At 64.5% G+C, this 17,016-nt stretch carries 12 protein-coding genes and 1 tRNA gene; 1 reads left to right on the top strand and 12 read right to left on the bottom strand.

Going from position 1 to position 17,016, the window contains the following annotated elements:
* The first annotated feature begins 69 nt into the window (after positions 1-69).
* Positions 70-279, top strand: coding sequence for a hypothetical protein (locus JQ591_RS06560; RefSeq protein WP_211395202.1), 210 nt, complete (start codon positions 70-72; stop codon positions 277-279).
* A 91-nt stretch (positions 280-370) separates the two neighbouring features.
* Here the strand turns inward: JQ591_RS06560 and JQ591_RS06565 are convergent.
* From JQ591_RS06565 to JQ591_RS06620, 12 genes are all read right to left on the bottom strand, one after another.
* Positions 371-447, bottom strand: a tRNA-Arg gene (locus tag JQ591_RS06565).
* Between the two features lie 59 nt (positions 448-506).
* Entirely contained in the window at positions 507-1,562 is a 1,056-nt protein-coding gene (locus JQ591_RS06570) for a sensor domain-containing diguanylate cyclase (protein WP_211395203.1), read from the bottom strand.
* A 1-nt stretch (position 1,563) separates the two neighbouring features.
* A complete protein-coding gene (locus tag JQ591_RS06575; protein ID WP_211395204.1) occupies positions 1,564-4,674 on the bottom strand; it encodes a bifunctional diguanylate cyclase/phosphodiesterase in 3,111 nt (1,036 codons plus the stop codon).
* A gap of 136 nt (positions 4,675-4,810) precedes the next feature.
* The gene (locus JQ591_RS06580) at positions 4,811-5,896 is read right to left on the bottom strand and encodes a branched-chain amino acid ABC transporter permease (protein ID WP_211395205.1); all 1,086 of its coding nucleotides are present in this window, start codon (positions 5,894-5,896) and stop codon (positions 4,811-4,813) included.
* Complete coding sequence (locus JQ591_RS06585) at positions 5,893-6,903, bottom strand: branched-chain amino acid ABC transporter permease (RefSeq protein ID WP_211395206.1); 1,011 nt, start codon at positions 6,901-6,903, stop codon at positions 5,893-5,895. The genes JQ591_RS06580 and JQ591_RS06585 overlap by 4 nt, the downstream gene beginning before the upstream one ends.
* Entirely contained in the window at positions 6,900-7,622 is a 723-nt protein-coding gene (locus JQ591_RS06590) for an ABC transporter ATP-binding protein (RefSeq protein WP_211395207.1), read from the bottom strand. The genes JQ591_RS06585 and JQ591_RS06590 overlap by 4 nt, the downstream gene beginning before the upstream one ends.
* A complete protein-coding gene (locus tag JQ591_RS06595; RefSeq protein WP_211395208.1) occupies positions 7,619-8,395 on the bottom strand; it encodes an ABC transporter ATP-binding protein in 777 nt (258 codons plus the stop codon). The genes JQ591_RS06590 and JQ591_RS06595 overlap by 4 nt, the downstream gene beginning before the upstream one ends.
* 92 nt (positions 8,396-8,487) lie before the next feature.
* Positions 8,488-9,672, bottom strand: coding sequence for a substrate-binding domain-containing protein (locus JQ591_RS06600; protein WP_211395209.1), 1,185 nt, complete (start codon positions 9,670-9,672; stop codon positions 8,488-8,490).
* A gap of 121 nt (positions 9,673-9,793) precedes the next feature.
* A complete protein-coding gene (locus tag JQ591_RS06605) occupies positions 9,794-11,830 on the bottom strand; it encodes an acyl CoA:acetate/3-ketoacid CoA transferase (protein WP_349630367.1) in 2,037 nt (678 codons plus the stop codon).
* A 113-nt stretch (positions 11,831-11,943) separates the two neighbouring features.
* Positions 11,944-13,254, bottom strand: a complete 1,311-nt coding sequence (locus tag JQ591_RS06610) for an MFS transporter (RefSeq protein WP_249136536.1) — start codon at positions 13,252-13,254, stop codon at positions 11,944-11,946.
* A 196-nt stretch (positions 13,255-13,450) separates the two neighbouring features.
* Entirely contained in the window at positions 13,451-14,893 is a 1,443-nt protein-coding gene (locus tag JQ591_RS06615; RefSeq protein ID WP_211395212.1) for a sigma-54 interaction domain-containing protein, read from the bottom strand.
* Between the two features lie 262 nt (positions 14,894-15,155).
* Positions 15,156-16,892 carry a putative bifunctional diguanylate cyclase/phosphodiesterase gene (locus tag JQ591_RS06620; RefSeq protein ID WP_211395213.1) on the bottom strand — a complete coding sequence of 579 codons (1,737 nt, stop codon included), beginning with the start codon at positions 16,890-16,892 and terminating at the stop codon, positions 15,156-15,158.
* Positions 16,893-17,016 lie beyond the last annotated feature (124 nt).

Raw genomic sequence — 17,016 nt, forward strand, 5'->3', positions numbered from 1 at the left:
GAACAATCTCAGGCTTGTGAGTGGCAAGCATGGGCAGGCGACCTAATATGAGCCGGCGGAGGACAGCACATGCAATACAGCTCCGAGCTCGTTCACACGATGCGTCAGGCACTTGAGACCGTGATGGCAAACGTCCCGGCCCATCAGTCGGTGTTCGGCCTGAAAGCCGCCGTAGCCGAATGCATTTTGAAGGCTGCCGCACACGGCCAGACGTCATACGACGGACTGGTGACGTCGGCTTCCGACCAGATCCAGGCGATCATCTCGATGCTGACCTGAGCGGGTGCTTGGCTGAGCAGGCGATGACTCCGGCGCGGGCGGTAACAAGGCAGCTCGGGCGAGGGTACCTCCAGCGTGCACTGGAAGAGACTGGCGCACCCGACACGATTCGAACGTGTGACCTTTGCCTTCGGAGGGCAACGCTCTATCCAGCTGAGCTACGGGTGCTAGTCGAGGTTCATTTAGCCGATTGGCGGGGGGCGGGCAACCGCTTCCGCCGTCTCAGGTCAGGCTGATTTGCGGGCCATACGGCCAGGAACCGGCAGGCTGTCCCGGCCGAGGCTGGCGAACTCGGCGAGCAGCCGTTCGGCGCAGATGACGCGGTTGCGACCGAGCCGTTTGGCCGCATAGAGCGCCTCGTCGGCCGCACCGAGCAGCCGGGCGGGGCTGCCGTCGGTTTCGCCCGGAATGTGGCTGGCGACACCGACACTCAGGGTGACGTGGTCACCGGCCCCGATGGCGCCATGGGCGATCCGCAAGGCCATCACCGCGCGGCGGATCTCGTCGGCGATGGCGCAGGCAGTATCGCAACCCATGTCCGGCAGGATCAGCGCGAATTCCTCGCCACCGTAGCGGCTGGCGAGATCGAGCGGGCGCACGGCATGCCTGCTGACGACGGAAGCGACCGCGCGCAGGCATTCGTCGCCGCTCTGGTGGCCGTGGCGGTCGTTGAACAGCTTGAAATGATCGACGTCGCCGAACAGCAGCGCCATCGGCTTCTGCGTCCGCTGGGCGCGGGCCCATTCGCTCATCAGCATCTGGTCGAACGAGCGGCGGTTCGACAGACCGGTCAGCCCGTCCTTGGTGGCGAGCTCCTTCAGTGCCATCTCGGCGCGCTTCTGGTCGGTGAGGTCGCGCAGCGTCTCCACCACCGCGATCAGATGGCCGGCCTCGTCGTGAATGGGGCCGGCGTCGATGGCGAGATAGAGCTGGCTGCCGAGCTTCGGCATCACGCACCAGTTCTCGGCGCTGAAACCGAGTCCGTTATGGCCGCGCGCGGCATATTCCGAATAGAACTCCGGCAGCTGCTCCGGGCGGTCGAGCGCGACGAGGTCGGCGAGACAAGGGCGCTTGGTCTCGTAGAAGGCCTGCCAGTGCTTATTGGTGCCGATCACGTCGGAGGCGGCAACGCCGGTCAGTCGCTCGCAGGCCCTGTTCCAGATCACGACACGGCGCTTCGGGTCGATCACGAAGGTCGGCACCACCAGATGCTGCATCAGCCGCACGGCGTAGGAATCCGCTACGTCGACCGTCTTCGCTGCAATTTTCCTCGGCTTCGCCATCTCAGGCCACCGCCGCCACCGGCAAGGCATGGCTCGGACCGAACAGCTTTCGCACTTCGCAGGCCGGCTTCGGTTTGCTGAAAAGATAACCCTGCATCTCCGTGCAGCCGAGCGCGCGCAGCATCTCGCGCTGCGCCTCGGTCTCGACGCCCTCCGCGACCGTGGTCATGTTGCTGGCGGCGGCGATGTTCACCACCGCCTGCACGATCACGGGCGCGCCGCTCGTCTCCGCGATATCGGCGACGAAGCAGCGGTCGATCTTGATCTTGTCGAACGGGAAGCGCTTCAGATAGCTGAGCGAGGAGTAGCCGGTGCCGAAATCATCGAGCGCGATGCGCACGCCGATCGCGCGGAGCTGGTGCAGGATCGAGAGCGCCGCCTCGTCGTCGCGGATCAGCACGGCCTCGGTGATCTCGAGCTCGAGCCGGGACGGGGCAAGTCCGGAAGCGGCAAGCGCGCCGGCGATCCGCAGCGCCAGCGTGTCGCATTTGAGCTGCACCGGCGAGACGTTGACGGCGACACGCACATGTGCCGGCCAGGTCGCGGCCTCGTTGCAGGCCATGCGCAGCACCCAGTCGCCGAGCTCGTTGATCAGGCCGGTGTCCTCGGCAATCGGAATGAACTCCGCTGGCGACACCATGCCGCGCTCGGGATGCCGCCAGCGCAGCAGCGCCTCGCAGCCCGAGACTTCGTTGCTGCGCAGGTCGACCAGCGGTTGATAGTGAATCTCGAAACCGCCGTTCACCAGCGCCTGGCGCAGATCCTGCTCCAGGGTGAGGCGCGCCTTGGCGCTCGCATCCATCTCCGGCTCGAAGAAGCGGTGGGTGCGGCGTCCTTCGGCCTTGGCGCCGTACATCGCGAGGTCGGCATTCTTGATGAGCTGGTCGAGGTCGGTGCCGTCCTGCGGCGCCAGCGCGATGCCGATGCTGGCATCGGTGGAGAGCTGATGACCGAAGCAGTGATAGGGCCGGCGGATCGCCTCGAAGATCCGTGTCACGAATGACACCACGTCGGCAGACGAATTGATTCCGGTCTGGATCACCGCGAATTCGTCGCCGCCGAGCCGCGCAATCAGGTCGCCCTGTCCGAGGCAGCCGCGGATGCGGGTCGCGATCGCCTTCAACAGCTCGTCGCCGACGTGATGACCGAGCGAATCGTTGATGCCTTTGAACTCGTCGACGTCGATATAGAGCAGCGCGAACTGACTGCCGCCGCCGACCTTCTCGAGTTCACGCTCGATCTGCTCGCGGAACAATGCCCGGTTCGGCAGGTCGGTGAGCGCATCGTAATGCGCCATATGCGCGATCTTCTCGTCGGCGCGCCGTCGTTCGGTGACATCCTCGACGACATTGATGAGGTAGCGCGGCTCGCCGGATTTGTCGCGGATTCCGATTCGCGTCGAGGTGATGTAGCGCAGCCCCTTGGCCTGGCTCTGCCAGGGATGTTCGTCCTTGAACAATCCGTTGGTCGCAAGCAGCGCCTTGCTGTCGTCGTCGGTAACGACCCTGGCGGAGGCATCCGGGTACATGTCGAAGGGAGTCTTCCCAACGATGACTTCACTCGATTGGCCGAATTGCTCCTCGGCGGTCCGGTTCACCAACAGGTATTGCCGCGTTTGAGCATCCTTCACCGTGATCTGCGACGGGATGTGATCGATGATCTCGCGCAGGAACATGTAGTTGCGGTCGCGTTCCTGCTCCAGATTGCGGCGTTCGGTGATCTCCTCGATCGTGGCGACCCATCCGCCCTGCGCGAGAGGAGTGTTGATGACCTGGAAGGCGCGGCCGTTAGGCAGCTCGTGGACCCTGGTGGAGACGGTGCCTTCAGCGACGACCTTCATGACGTCGGCGCAAAACGCATCGACGTCGCCACCGAATGCGCCACGCTCCTTGCGGTGGTGCATCGCCTCACTGATGTGGCAGCCGGGCTTGATGACGTCGTGCGAGAGGTCGAACATGTCAGCGTAGCGGCGGTTGCAGGTGACGATGCAGCCGGCGGCGTCGTACAGGATCAGCCCCTGCGACATGTTGTTCAGGGCAGTGTCGAGCCGTCCCCGCTCAGCTTCCAGCCGTTGCTGCGCCTCGCGATTCTGCCGGTTGATCTGGCGAACGATCAGGAACAGGATCAGCGCAATCACGCTGGCCGAAAGCGCGGCGGTGGTGACCATGAAACCGGTCTGCTGCCGCCAGTCGGCCAGCGCGGCGCTCGTGGTGCTGGTCGCGACGATGACCAGCGGGAAATGCGAAAGCGAGGCCGCGGAGCCGAGGCGGTCCTCGCCGTCGATCGGACCCTTGACGCGCAGGGTGTGCCGGCCACCTTCGGCCAGCATCTTGCGCATCAGCGGCGCGTCCTTGAAGCTCTTGCCGATCAGCTCTTCGACATGCGGGTAGCGCGCCAGCATCTTGCCTTCGCGGTCGAACAGCGAGATCGCCGTGCCCTCCGCAAGCGCAACGGATGCGAAATAGTTCTGGTAGCTGTCGGGATCGATCCGGCGGACCATCGCGCCGAAGAAGCTGCCGTCCGTGCCGTTCAGCCGACGCGCGACAATCGTGGTCCATTTCCCGATGATGAAGCTGCGGACTGACTCCAGCACCACCGGTTCGGCCATCGGATTCGATTTGAACGTCTGAAAGTAGGCGCGCGACGAGACGTTGATCTTGGGCAGCGGCTGGGCCCGCGACCAGTTGATCAGGTCGCCGTCGGCATCGTAGATCGCGATGTCGCCGAGGTAAGACACGGAGCTGATCTTGCTGCGCAGCATCTCGTTTGTCGCAGGTCCGGACATGCGCTCGCGGAACGTCGCGGCCGAACTGATCTCCGGCAGGTTCATCTGCCCGATCACGTCGGCGGCGACGACGTCGGAATCCTCAAATTGCTGATCGAAGTGCCGCGCGATCAGCTGCACCGTGTTTTCCAGCTCGCGCTCGCGGTTGCCCAGGGTACGTTCGCGAAATTCGCCAATGGCCATGGCGGTCACGGCGAAGATCCCCGCGACCAGCAGCACGCCGCACAGGGTCAGCCACAGCACCGGTCCACGCCGAATGGCTCGCTCCCAGCCGTGCTTCGCGGCTAGGAACATTCCGGCTGCAATGCCTGCAAAGACCTGGCGCATTCCCCCTCCCTGAAGAGACAGGAATACACCGCACAAATGGCGCAAACCTTAGCAAAGCCAGTTACCTAAGCATTAATCTCGTTGCGCGATCACAGTCGTGTCCAGCGAGCCGCTGCGCTGCATCATGAATCGCGCGTTAATGCGAGTTGCCCGTGCTCTTGTCGCCGCCGGCATTGCGCAGCCGTCCGACCACGCCGGTCGGAAAAAAGTAGACGCTGGCGATGAAGAGCAGCCCGAGCCACAGCAGCCAGCGGTCGGGATGCAACAGCCCCGGCAGCAGCGGTAGACCGGCTTCCGACGCCGCCTTGGAGGCGACGCCCATCAGCGACTGCAGATAGTTCTGGGCGAGGATGAAGATGGTGGCGCCGATGATCGCGCCGTAGATCGTGCCCATGCCGCCGATCACGACCATCAGGAGAATGTCCAGCATGATCGAGAAGCTGAGCGAGGTATCGGGACCGGCATAGCGCAGCCACAGCGCATTGAGAATGCCGGCACCGGCGGCCACCAGTGCGGCGATGCAGTTGGCGTAGGTCAGGTGGAAGACGGTGCGGAAGCCGAGCGCCTCGGCGCGGAAGCGGTTTTCGCGGATGGCCTGTAGCACGCGTCCGAACGGCGAGTTCACCACCCGCAGCAAGGCGAGGATCATCAGGGCCGAGACGGCGAACACAAGATAGTAGGTCAGGATGCGGCCGTTGACCTCGAATCCCATGAGGTTCTTGGAGATCAGCACCGTGCCGGGCCTGAGCAACTCGGGCAGCTGAAAGCTGCGGCCGTCCTCGCCGCCGGTCAGCCAGGACAGCTGCGAGGCCAGCACCTGGAAGGCGGATGCGACCGCGAGCGTGATCATGGCAAAGAAGATCGCGGCGACCCGCAGCGAGAACAGTCCGATCGCAAGCGCAAGCAGCGCGGCAAGCGGCAGGCCGACCACGATGCCGGTTGCAACCGCGCCCCAATTCGGGCCCATCCCGTACAGCGCGATCGCGATCGCGTAGCTGCCGATCCCGTAGAACATGGTGTGTGCGAACGACACCGAACCGGTATAGCCGAGCAGCAGGTCGTAGGAGGCGACCAGCGCGGCGAAGACGCAGATCTTGGCCGCGACGTTCAGCGCCTTCGCCCCGGGGAACAGGAACGGCGTCGCCACCAGCGCCAGGATGACGAGGACGAGAACGAGCGTGAGCACGCGGCTGCGCGGCGGATCGCCTGACAGGATCATCATCGGCTGGTCACCGCATAGAGGCCGCGCGGCCGCCACATCAGAATGGCGACCATCAGCAGGATGTTGGAGACGAGGGCGAGCTTCGGCACCAGGAAGCCGCCATAATTGGCAATCATCGCCACCAGGATCGCGCCGATGAAGCAACCGCCGATCGAGCCGAGGCCGCCGATGATGACGACGATGAAGATCAGGACGGTGAGGTCGTCGCTCATGGAGGCGTGGACCTGCTCGCGATACAGCGCCCACATCACGCCGCCGAGCCCGGCCAGCGCCGATCCCGTCATGAACACACCGAGGAACAGACGGCGGATGCGATAGCCGAGCGCCTCGACCATCTCGCGGTTCTCGACGCCGGCGCGGATCAGAAGCCCGAGCTTGGTTCGGTTGAGCACGAGCTGGATCGCAATGAAGACGGCGAGGCCGATCAGCGTCGCCAGCACGCGATATTTCGCGATCGCGACGTCGCCGAGGATGAAGGAGCCGCGCAGCGACGTCGGCAGCGGCGTCGGGATGATCTGTGGCCCCCACACCGCGTAGAGCGTCTGCTCGGCGACGATCAGGCCGCCCGTTGTCATCAGGATCTGCTTCAGATGCTGGCCGTAGACGGGCAGGATCAGCACCCGCTCGACGATCAGGCCGAGCGCGCCGGAGACCGCCATCGACAGCAATGCCGCCGGCGCCAGCACCGCGAGGTTCGTCCACAGCGAATCCGCCTGAAGGGAGGCCGCGAACGGCGCCAGCACCAGGGTCGCGACATAGGCCCCGACCGCGATGAAGGCGCCATGGCCGAAATTGAGCACGTCCATCAGGCCGAACACGAGTGTGAGTCCGGAGGCCATGATGAAGATCATCATGCCCATCGCGAGGCTCGCGGCCGTCAGCGTCAGCCAGGTGCTGGGGGAGCCGATCAGCGGGATCATCACGAGGGCGACCGCGATCGGCAGCAGGATCGGCGCGATGTCACGCTTCGGCTTCGGCAGCGGATCGGCTGCGGCGAGTTCAGTCACTGATGCGCCTCCAGGCTCAGGCCGAGCAGCCGCTCCTGCAGCGGCACGTCGGCGGCGAGCGCCGCCATCTCGCCGCGATGCACGATGGTGCCGTTGTCCATCACGAGCACGTTGTCGCCGAGCTCGCGGGCGGCGAAGAAATTCTGCTCGACGAGAAGGATGGTGGCGCCCTTGCGCTTGATCTCCTTCAGGCACTCGATCAGCGCCATCACGATCGCCGGCGCCAGCCCCTTGGTCGGTTCGTCGATCAGCAAGAGCTTGCGCGGTTCGATGATGGCGCGGGCAATCGACAACATCTGCTTCTGCCCGCCCGAGAGACTTCCCGCGCGCGACAGCCAGAACCGGCGCAGCGCGGGGAAGAAGCCAAAGATCCAGTCGAGCTGGGCGTCGTCGAGCGGTCCGTCGCGCGCCGCCAGCACCAGATTCTCCTTCACCGTGAGGTCGGAGAACACCGCCATGCTCTCCGGCACGTAGCCGACGCCGAGCCGCGCGATGTCAGGCGTCGCACGACTCTCGATGCGCTCGCCGGCGAGGCTGATCTCGCCGGAGGAGGCCTGCCAGAGGCCCATGATGGTGCGCAATGTCGTGGTCTTGCCGGCGCCGTTGCGGCCGAGCAGCATGGTGGTCTGCCCCTGCGCGACAGCGAGATCGATGCCCTGGAGGATGTGATAGCGGCCGATATGGGTGTGGACACCGGAGAGCTTTAGCAGATCGGTCATGCTGCGCTCCCTGCAACTTTCTTGGGCGCGACGCCGAGATAGGCTTCCTGCACGATCGGTGACGCAATCACCTCGGCCGGCGGACCGTCCGCAACAAGCTGCCCGTTATGCAGCACGATGATGCGGTCGGCGAGCGAGCGGACGACGTCCATCTTGTGCTCGACGAGGAGAATGATCTTGCTCTTGTCCTGCTTGAGCTGCGCGATCAGGTTCAGCACGACCGGCACCTCGTCGATGCTCATGCCTGCGGTCGGCTCGTCGAACATGAAGACCTTCGGCTCGAGCGCGATCATCAGCGCGACCTCGAGCTTGCGCTGGTCGCCATGCGACAGTGCGGTCGCGGCCACGCCGCGGCGGCCGCCGAGCGCGACCTGATCCAGAATCGCATCGGCGCGGGCGATCAGGTCACGGCGGATCATCCAGGGCCGCAGCATGTCGTAATGGGTGCCGTCGGCGGCCTGCACGGCGAGGCGGACGTTTTCTTCCACCGAGAGGTTCGGAAAGAGATTGGTGAGCTGGAAGGCGCGCCCCAGGCCTGCGCGCGTCCGCATCGGCGCCGAGTGCTGGGTGATGTCGGTGCCGTCGAACAGGATGCTGCCGCTCGATGCGCGGAGCTGGCCGGAGATCAGGTTGAAATAAGTGGTCTTGCCGGCGCCGTTCGGGCCGACGATCGCGGTGAGCTCGCCGGGGCGGAAGCTGCAGGTGACGTTGTTGACCGCGACATGGCCGCCGAAGCGGATGGTGAGGTCACGGGTCTCGAGGGTCAGCGTCATTCGGAGTCTGGCAAATGATGAAATGAGGAAAAAATCCGCAGTCGCGCTACGTCTCACCTCCCCCGTTTGCGGGGGAGGTGAGACGAGACAACTCAGCGCTTGTTGCGGACGGGAACGTCCATGTCCTCGATCTTCAGCTCGCGCACCGGCTCGAGCACGGCCCAGGCGACATTCGGATCGACCTTGACCTTGAAGTGATACATGCTCTGGAGCGCCTGATGGTCTTCCTTGCGGAACATCATCTTGCCCTTCGGCGTGTCGAACTCCAGGCCTTCCATGGCAGTGATCAGCTTCTCGGTGTCAGTCGACTTCGCCTTGGTGACGGCGGCGACGACGGACATCGCGGCCGCAAAGCCGCCCGCGGTGAAGAAGTCCGGCGGCGCGTTGAAGCGCTTCTGGTGCTCGGCGACGAACCAGTCATTCACCGGGTTCTTCGGGATCTCGTAGAAATAATAGGTCGCGCCTTCCATGCCGGGCAGGCCCTTGTAGGCCGCCAGCGCCGGCAGGATGTTGCCGCCGGTGGACAGTTCGATGCCGTAGCGCTTGGGATCCATGTCCTGGAGCTTTGCCAGCGGATTGCCGGCGCCGGCCCAGATCACCCAGATCACCTTGCGGCCCGGCTTGTCCTTCAGTGCGTCGAACAGGCGCTGGCCGACCGCGGTGAAGTCGGTGGTGGAGGTCGGGGCATATTCTTCGGCGGCGAGCGTCGCGCCGGTCTTGGCGAGCGCCTCCTTGAAGGCGGCGACGCCGTCGCGGCCGAAGGCGTAGTCCTGCGCCAGCGTCGCGACGGTGACGCCCTGCTTGCCGATCGCGACCGCGTTCGAGATCGCGTCCTGCGACGAGTTGCGCGCGGTGCGGAAGATGTAGCGATTCCACTTCTCGCCGGTAATCTGATCCGCGACCGCGGGTTCGACGATCAGGATTTTCTTGTTCTCCTCGGCGACGGGCAGGATCGCGAGTGCCGCGGCCGACGAGGTCGTGCCGATCGCGATGTCGGCCTTGTCGTCCTGATAGGCTTCCGCGAGCGCGGCCTTGGAGAGATCCGGCTTGCCCTGGTCGTCCTTGGTGATGACGACGATCTTGCGCCCGTCGAGCGTCATGGTGCCCTTGGTGGCGTATTCAAAACCCATTTGCAGGCCGGTCTCGGTCTGCTTGGCGTAGGCCTCGAGCGGGCCGGTCTTGCCGTAGATCAGCGCGACCTTGAGATCGTCGGCCTGTGCGGAGGTGCCCGCGGCGAGGGCGAGGATGGTTGTTGTTATGATGAGTGATCGACGCACGATGGTCCCTCCTGATTTAACTTCTCTTGGCAACAGCGACTCTTGGTAACAGCGATTTGCACAAGCTTGCGAACATTGCAATTGAACCTTCCGGCGGAGCGTGTCCGCTTTCGAGCATGCATCATTTTTGGGCCCGCCGCGTGGCGCGCGCCGCGCCGGCTCCCTCGACCTGACGCCGGTCCGCCTGGGCCTCGTCCGCGCTCTCGAAGATATGCGGCGCAACGCCGCGCTTCTCCAGGGCCTGGCCAAGCTTGATGCGCAGGAAGCCCGACGTGGTGTAGCGCGACACGCCTGAATAGAAGCGGTCGACGAGATCGCGGACCATGGCGGAATATTCGTCCATCAGTTCCGGCACGATGGAAAAATTGTCATAATTGACGATGGCGTAGACCCGGCGGCCGAGCGGAGCGAGCCTGGCTTCGACAATGGCCGCGATCGTGTCGATCTCGGCCTTGCTGCGCAGCGGGTAGCGTTCCAGATTGACGAAGAACAGGTTCTGCTGCTCGTCCAGCGTGAAACGCTGGTCGAGCGGAATGGTGAGCAGGCGCTCGCGCAGGTCCATGAGGCCGTCGCGGAAGATGCGGGCGTCCATCGCTGCGGGATCGCGCGGGATCATCGGCTTGAAATCCATCAGGCGCAGGATATCGCGCTCGATGTCGATGCCGGGCGCGACTTCCGTGAGCTCGAGTCCGTCTGGCCGCAGCTCGAACACGCAGCGCTCGGTGACATACAGCGTGCGTTGCCGCCGCGCGGCGGCAAACGAGCCGCTGAAGGTGACGTGCTCGACCTTGTCGACGAATTTGCGTGATGTCGCCTCGTCGAGGATGACGAGTTTCCCGTCGTTCACCGCAATGCGCTGCTTGCCCGCGCCGAACGTGCCGACGAACACGACCTCCTTGGCGTTCTGGCTGATGTTGATGAAGCCGCCGGCACCGGCGAGCTTCGGTCCGAACTTGCTGACATTGAGGTTGCCGGCACGGTCGACCTGGGCGAGACCGAGGAAGGCGGCGTCGAGACCGCCACCGTCGTAGAAGTCGAACTGGTACGGCTGGTCGATCACCGCCTGCGTATTGATCGCCGCGCCGAAATCGATGCCGCTCGCGGGGATGCCGCCGATCACGCCCGGCTCCGCCGTCAGCGTGATGAGGTCGATGATCCGCTCCTCGTTGGCGACCGAGGCGATGCCCTCGGGCATGCCGATGCCGAGATTGACGACGCTGTTGGCCTTGAGCTCGAGGGCGGCGCGCCGGGCGATGATCTTGCGCTCGCTGACCGGCATCACCGGCAGTGAGGCGGCGCGGACGCGGATCTCGCTCGAGAAGGCAGGATTGTACTGCGTGCCAAAGGTCTGCCAATGGTTCTCCGGCTTCGCCACGACGACGCAGTCGACGAGAATGCCGGGAATCTTGACCTGGCGCGGATTGAGGCTGCCGCCCTCGGCGACGCGTTCGACCTGGGCGATGACGATGCCGCCGGAATTATGCGCGGCCATGGCGATGGCGAGCGCCTCCAGCGTCAGTGCCTCCTTCTCCATGGTGAGATTGCCGTCGGGATCGCCGGTGCTGGCGCGGATGATCCCGACATCGATCGGAAACGTCTTGTAGAGCAGGCACTCCTCGCCTCGAAGCGTGATCAGCTCCACCAGCTCTTCGGTGGTGCGCGCGTTCAGCTTGCCGCCGCCTTGCCTGGGATCGACGAAGGTGCCGATGCCGACGCGGGTGATATGTGCCGGACGATGCGCGGCGATGTCGCGGAACAGATGCGTGATGACGCCCTGCGGCAGATTATAGGCTTCGATCTGGTTGGCAATCGCAAGCTGTTGAAGCTTCGGCGCAAGGCCCCAATGCCCGCCGATCACCCTGCGGACCAGGCCCTCATGGGCGAGATGATTGAGGCCCTTATGCTTGCCGTCGCCCTGGCCCGCCGCGTAGACCAGCGTCAGATTGCGCGGCTTGCCCTGCGTGTAGGGCGCATCGCCCTCGTTGGCGAGATAGAGCTCCTCCAGCGCGATCGCGATCTCCTCGGCAAAACCGATGCCGACAAAGCCGCCGGTCGCCACCGTGTCGCCGTCGCGGATCAGCATGACCGCTTCGGCGGCCGTGACGACCTTGCCTTTCTCCGAATTGCGCAGGTAAGGCAGCGCGGGGTGATGACTCACGGCGTTCCTCCCGATCATTTCGACCGCATGCCGTTGTTGCTGTGCGTTGATCCTATCGCGAGGAGCGTCCCTGGAACAGCTGCTCCTCGCGACAGTAGGTATCCTCGAGACGTTCAGTCCTGAATTATCTTGCGTGTTTCGGTGGCGAAGTAGACCGACACGATGGTGATGATCGCCAGGGCGATCATGTAGAGCGAGATCGGCCAGGTTGCCGGCGCGTAGGCCGTCATCAGGCCCGTAGCGATCAGTGGTGACAGCGCGCCGGCGAAGATCGAGGCGAGGTTGTAGCCGAGCGAGACGCCGCTGTAGCGCACCTTGGTGCCGAACAGCTCCGACAGGAAGCTCGCCTGCGGGCCGTACATCGCGGCATGACCGATGGCGAGACCCAGCACGATCGCGATCCAGGCATATTGCGGATTCCTGGTCGCCAGCAGCATGAACAGCGGGAACGACATCAGTGCCGAGAACACCGCGCCAAAAATATAGACCGGCCGCCGCCCGACGCGGTCGGAGAGCGCACCGAAGGCCGGAATGGTGAAGGTCTCGATCGCCGCGCCGATCAGCACGCCGTTGAGCATGTCCTGCTTGTTCATGCCGAGCGATTGCGTCGCATAAGCGAGCACGAAGGTGGCGTAGATGTAGAAGAAGCCGTTTTCGGCAAAGCGCGCGCCCATCGCCAGCAGGATGTTCTTGGGGTACATCCGGATCGCCTCGAGGATCGGCATCTTGACGTCCTGCTTGCTGTCCTTGACCTTCTGGAACTCCGGCGATTCCGCGATGGTGAAGCGAATCCACAGGCCGACGAGCACCAGCGCGATCGAGAACAGGAACGGGATGCGCCAGCCCCAGGCCAGGAGCTGCGCGTCGGTCAGCATCGAGGACACCACCGAGAACACCAGCGTGCCGAGCACGAGGCCGAGCGGCGCGCCGAGCTGCGGCCAGCTGCCGTAAAAGCCTTTCTTGTCCGCGGGCGCATGCTCGACCGCCATCAGCACCGCGCCGCCCCATTCGCCGCCAAGGCCAAAGCCCTGGACCAGTCGGCAGGTGACGAGCAGGATCGCGGCCCAGATGCCGGCGGTCTCGTAGGTCGGCAGGAATCCGATCGCCGCGGTCGCCGCGCCCATGATCAGCAGCGTCAGATAGAGCATGGTCTTGCGGCCGATCTTGTCGCCGTAATGGCCGAACACGACGCCGCCGAGCGGGCGCGCGATGAAGCCGAGCGCGTAGGTGGCGAACGCCAGCAGCGTTCCCATCATGGGGTCGAAGTTCGGAAAGAACAGCTTGTTGAAGATCAGTGCCGCGGCCGTGCCGTAGAGGAAGAAATCATACCACTCGATGGCCGTGCCGATCAGGCTCGCGGTGGCGACCGTGACGTGCGAGGGCTGTTTTGCCTGAAGCTGATGGACCGTGATCGCTTCACTCATCTTGCATCCTCCCTGGTTGCGAATGCGCATGTGCAGCACGCGTCATTGTGCAGAGCGAAGAGCAAGGTCCGCGCCAGATGCGGTCGGTCTGCGCAAAATGGCTGAAAAGACGGCAATTCCCGCATTCGCGCCCGGGAAGAGTCGCGATGCGCCGTGTCAGGAATCCGAGACTCCGGACAGTTCCGTGTCTCGAAACTCAGACGGAGGCGGGTCCCGCGGCCAGGCCGAACTTGGCGAGCTTCTTGTAGAAGGTCGCACGCGAGATCCGCAGCATCCGCGCGGCCTCGGAGATCTGGCCGTTGCTGGCGGCGAGCGCCTGCTCGAGCATGTGCTTCTCGAACTCGGCCTCGGCTTCGGCATAGGGCACGACGGGTCCGCCCGGGCGTGCGGGCGCAGCGGCCCTGACCTCGGTGCCGACGGGGAGGATGCGGGCGAAATCGTCGCCGGTCAGCCGTCCGGAATCGCTGAGGATCAGTGCGCGCTCCAGGATGTTGCGGAGCTCGCGGACGTTGCCCGGCCAGTCGTAGCGCGCGAGCGCGGCGAGTGCGCTCGGCGTGATCCTGGCGTTGACGTAGTCCCCGGATGCGCTGATGTCCTCGAGCAGGCGGGCGCAGATGTCGGGGAGATCATCGAGGCAGTGGCGCAGCGGCGGCAGGTCGATCGAGAGCACGTTGAGGCGATAATAGAGGTCGGGCCGGAACGCGCCGTCGCTGACGCGCTTGCGCAAATCCACATTGGTGGCGGCGACCACGCGCAGGTCGACCTTGGAGATCTTGTCCGAGCCGAGCGGCTCGATCTCGCGCTCCTGGAGCACACGCAGCAGCTTGGCCTGCAATTGCAGCGGCATCTCGCCGATCTCGTCGAGGAACAGCGTGCCGCCGTCGGCGATGCGGAACTTGCCCTCGCGCCCCCTGCGGTCGGCCCCGGTATAGGCGCCCGGCGCGGTGCCGAAGAATTCCGATTCGATCAGCGTGTCGGGGACCGCGGCGACATTGACGCTGACGAACGGCTTTTCGGCGCGGGACGAGGCGTTGTGAATTGCCTGGGCCAGCATCTCCTTGCCGGTTCCGGTCTCGCCGGTGAGGAGCACCGTGACGCTCTGCCGCGCGGCGCGGCCTGCAAGCTCCTTGGCCTGCGCGATTCCCGGCGTCGTGCCGACGAAGTCGGCGAAGGTGAAGCGCGCCGCGCGGGGGTTGGACAATTGCCGCCGCGCCAGCCGCAGATCGCTCTCGAGCTGGGCCACGCGCGCGAGCAACGGCTTGAGGCTTTCGAGGTGGTCGTAGAGCACGAAGCCGATCGCGCCGATCACCTTCCCGTTCTCGTCCTCGATCGGCATGCGGGTGACGACGAGCTGCTCGCCGCCGAGCTCCATGATGTCGAGCAGGATCGGCTCGCCGGTCTCGGCCACCTTCCGCATCAGGCTGTTCGGAATGACCTCCTCGATCGGCCGGCCGATCGCTTCACTGATGCGCTTGAGGCCGAGGGAGGCGAGATATTTTTCGTTGACGTAGACGACCCGCCCGTCGCGATCGATCGCGATCGCGCCCTCGCAGAGATTTTCCAGCCGCTCGAACAGCGTCTCCATCGCGCGCGCACGGAGATAGGCGGGGTCGCTGATGGAGGAGGAAGAGGCAGACATGACATACCTCGGGGCAAGTCTGCCTGCTTACTACCAAAAGGGTCGTAATTTCAAAGGGGGAATTGAAGGCTGATCCACTCGCGACCCGTCCCCGTCACCCTGAGGTGGCCGCTTCTTCAGCGGCCCTCGAAGGGCGACGGCCCGGCTGCGTCTCGGCCGTTCATCCTTCGAGGCTCGACCCACGGTGCATACGCATCGCGGGCCTCGCACCTCAGGATGACGGGAGACTGCTAGCGCCCGCCGCATCATCGAGCAGCGCCCTCTACCGCCGATACCCGTTCGCGCGCGAATAGCCCTGCCGGTTCTGTTGCGTCGAGCGGCTTGTGACGCTGGCGCGTGCCTCGCTGGAGGCGGGCGTTGCGAGCTTCAGCTCCTCCAGGAAGATCGGTCGGGAGAAATAATAGCCCTGCGCGTAACGGATCTTGGTCGCGGCCTGGAGATAGGCGAGCTCCTCGTAGGATTCGATGCCTTCGGCAATCACGGTCATGCCGAGCGCTTCGCTCAGGGATTCGATCGCGCGCAAGATTCCCTGGTTGCGCGGGCGCTTATGGATGTCGGTGATGAAGGAGCGGTCGATCTTGATCTCGTCCGCGGTGATGTCGGCCAGCGCCGAGAGCGAGGAATAGCCGGTGCCGAAATCGTCGATCGAGATGCCGACGCCGAGCTTGCGGAACATCGGCAGGATCTCGGCCTGGAAATGATTCTTGGCGACGAAGGCGTCTTCCGTCACCTCGATCATGAAGCGCTGCGGAAAACCGGTGTCGTCGAGCGCCTGCGCAAAGCTGCGCATGAATTCGGGGTTCCCGGCCTGCTTGGCCGCGACGTTGATGCTGATGGTCGCTTCCGCGCCGAACGTCTCGTTGATCAGGTCGATCGATTTGACGATCTCGGCGAGCACGAGATGGGTCAGCTCGTCGATCAGCCCGAGTTCGCCGGCAAGATTGATGAACGAGCCCGGCGCCTGGATCACGCCCTCGTCGTCGCGCAGCCGCACCAGGGCCTCGATGCCCTTCACGTCCTGGGTGCGTATGTCGACCTTGGACTGGAAGGCGCAGCAGAAGCGTTTCTCGAGGATCGCGAGCCGCAGCGACTGCTCGATCTTCGTCCGCGCCAGCGCCTCGCGCTCCATGCCGGAGTCGAAGAAGGCCGCCGATCCCTTGCCGTCATTCTTGATGCGGTACATCGCGATGTCGGCGTTCTGACGCAGTGTCTCGAAGCTGCTTCCGTGATCGGGATAGAGGCTGATGCCGACGGAGGTGGAGGCGAAGACTTCCGAATTGTCGATGAAGAACGGCGCCGTCAGCCGCTCCAGCGTCGATTGCATGAATTCGGCGACTTCCTCCTGGCTCTGGATCGGCGACAGCAGCAGCAGGAATTCGTCGCCGGAGATGCGCGACAGCATGTCCGAATCGCGCAGATCGCGTCCAAGCCGCTTCGACAGCTCGACCAGCAGGGCATCGCCCACGGCGTGGCCGTAATAGTCGTTGATGTGCTTGAAATTGTCGACGTCGAGAAAGGCGAGCGCAAAGCGCTCGCCGGCGCGACCCTGCGCGAGCAGGCTGGTGGCGCGATGTTCGATCACGCGCCGCGATGGCAGGCTGGTCAGCTCGTCGAAATAGGCCGAGCGGAATAGCTGGTCCTCGAAATTCTTCTGCTCGGTGATGTCGGAGGAAGCCGAGATCAGCAGCTCGCGTCCGTCGACGCGGATCGGACGATGGGTGGTCAGCAGCACCTGGCGTGCGGCTCCGTCGTGGAGCGCTTCCTCGGCGACGACCGCTTGACCGGAGCTCAGGGCCTGCCGGCAGGCTTCCCGGCGCGGTGCGAGATCGCGCGAGGGACGGCTGCCGTCCATGCCGAGTTGGGCGGCCGCGACATCGTTGACCAGGAGAAGTTCGCCTTGGGCGTCCTGCACGGTCAACCCGGCAGGCAGCATTCTAACGATTTCCTTGAGGAATCCGAGTTCGGCTTCACTCGCGCCGGAATATTTGTTGTCGTTCATAGAAGTCATGAATCTTGTTGTTTCAGCGCGCCTTTGCAATGGCCGCGATCTTGCGCGGTTCCCTCTTAAGTTTGGTTAAGGGGTCCGGAGAAATACGGTGGTGTTTTGCGGCGATGCGACGCGC

This window comes from Bradyrhizobium canariense, assembly GCF_018130465.1.
Taxonomy (GTDB): domain Bacteria; phylum Pseudomonadota; class Alphaproteobacteria; order Rhizobiales; family Xanthobacteraceae; genus Bradyrhizobium; species Bradyrhizobium canariense_C.

Coding starts and splice junctions, on each gene's coding strand:
- JQ591_RS06615 (WP_211395212.1), bottom strand. CDS start 14,893: ATGTCTGCCTCTTCCTCCTCCATCAGCGACCCCGCCTATCTCCGTGCG.
- JQ591_RS06580 (WP_211395205.1), bottom strand. CDS start 5,896: ATGATGATCCTGTCAGGCGATCCGCCGCGCAGCCGCGTGCTCACGCTC.
- JQ591_RS06575 (WP_211395204.1), bottom strand. CDS start 4,674: ATGCGCCAGGTCTTTGCAGGCATTGCAGCCGGAATGTTCCTAGCCGCG.
- JQ591_RS06595 (WP_211395208.1), bottom strand. CDS start 8,395: ATGACGCTGACCCTCGAGACCCGTGACCTCACCATCCGCTTCGGCGGC.
- JQ591_RS06590 (WP_211395207.1), bottom strand. CDS start 7,622: ATGACCGATCTGCTAAAGCTCTCCGGTGTCCACACCCATATCGGCCGC.
- JQ591_RS06570 (WP_211395203.1), bottom strand. CDS start 1,562: ATGGCGAAGCCGAGGAAAATTGCAGCGAAGACGGTCGACGTAGCGGAT.
- JQ591_RS06610 (WP_249136536.1), bottom strand. CDS start 13,254: ATGAGTGAAGCGATCACGGTCCATCAGCTTCAGGCAAAACAGCCCTCG.
- JQ591_RS06560 (WP_211395202.1), top strand. CDS start 70: ATGCAATACAGCTCCGAGCTCGTTCACACGATGCGTCAGGCACTTGAG.
- JQ591_RS06620 (WP_211395213.1), bottom strand. CDS start 16,892: ATGAACGACAACAAATATTCCGGCGCGAGTGAAGCCGAACTCGGATTC.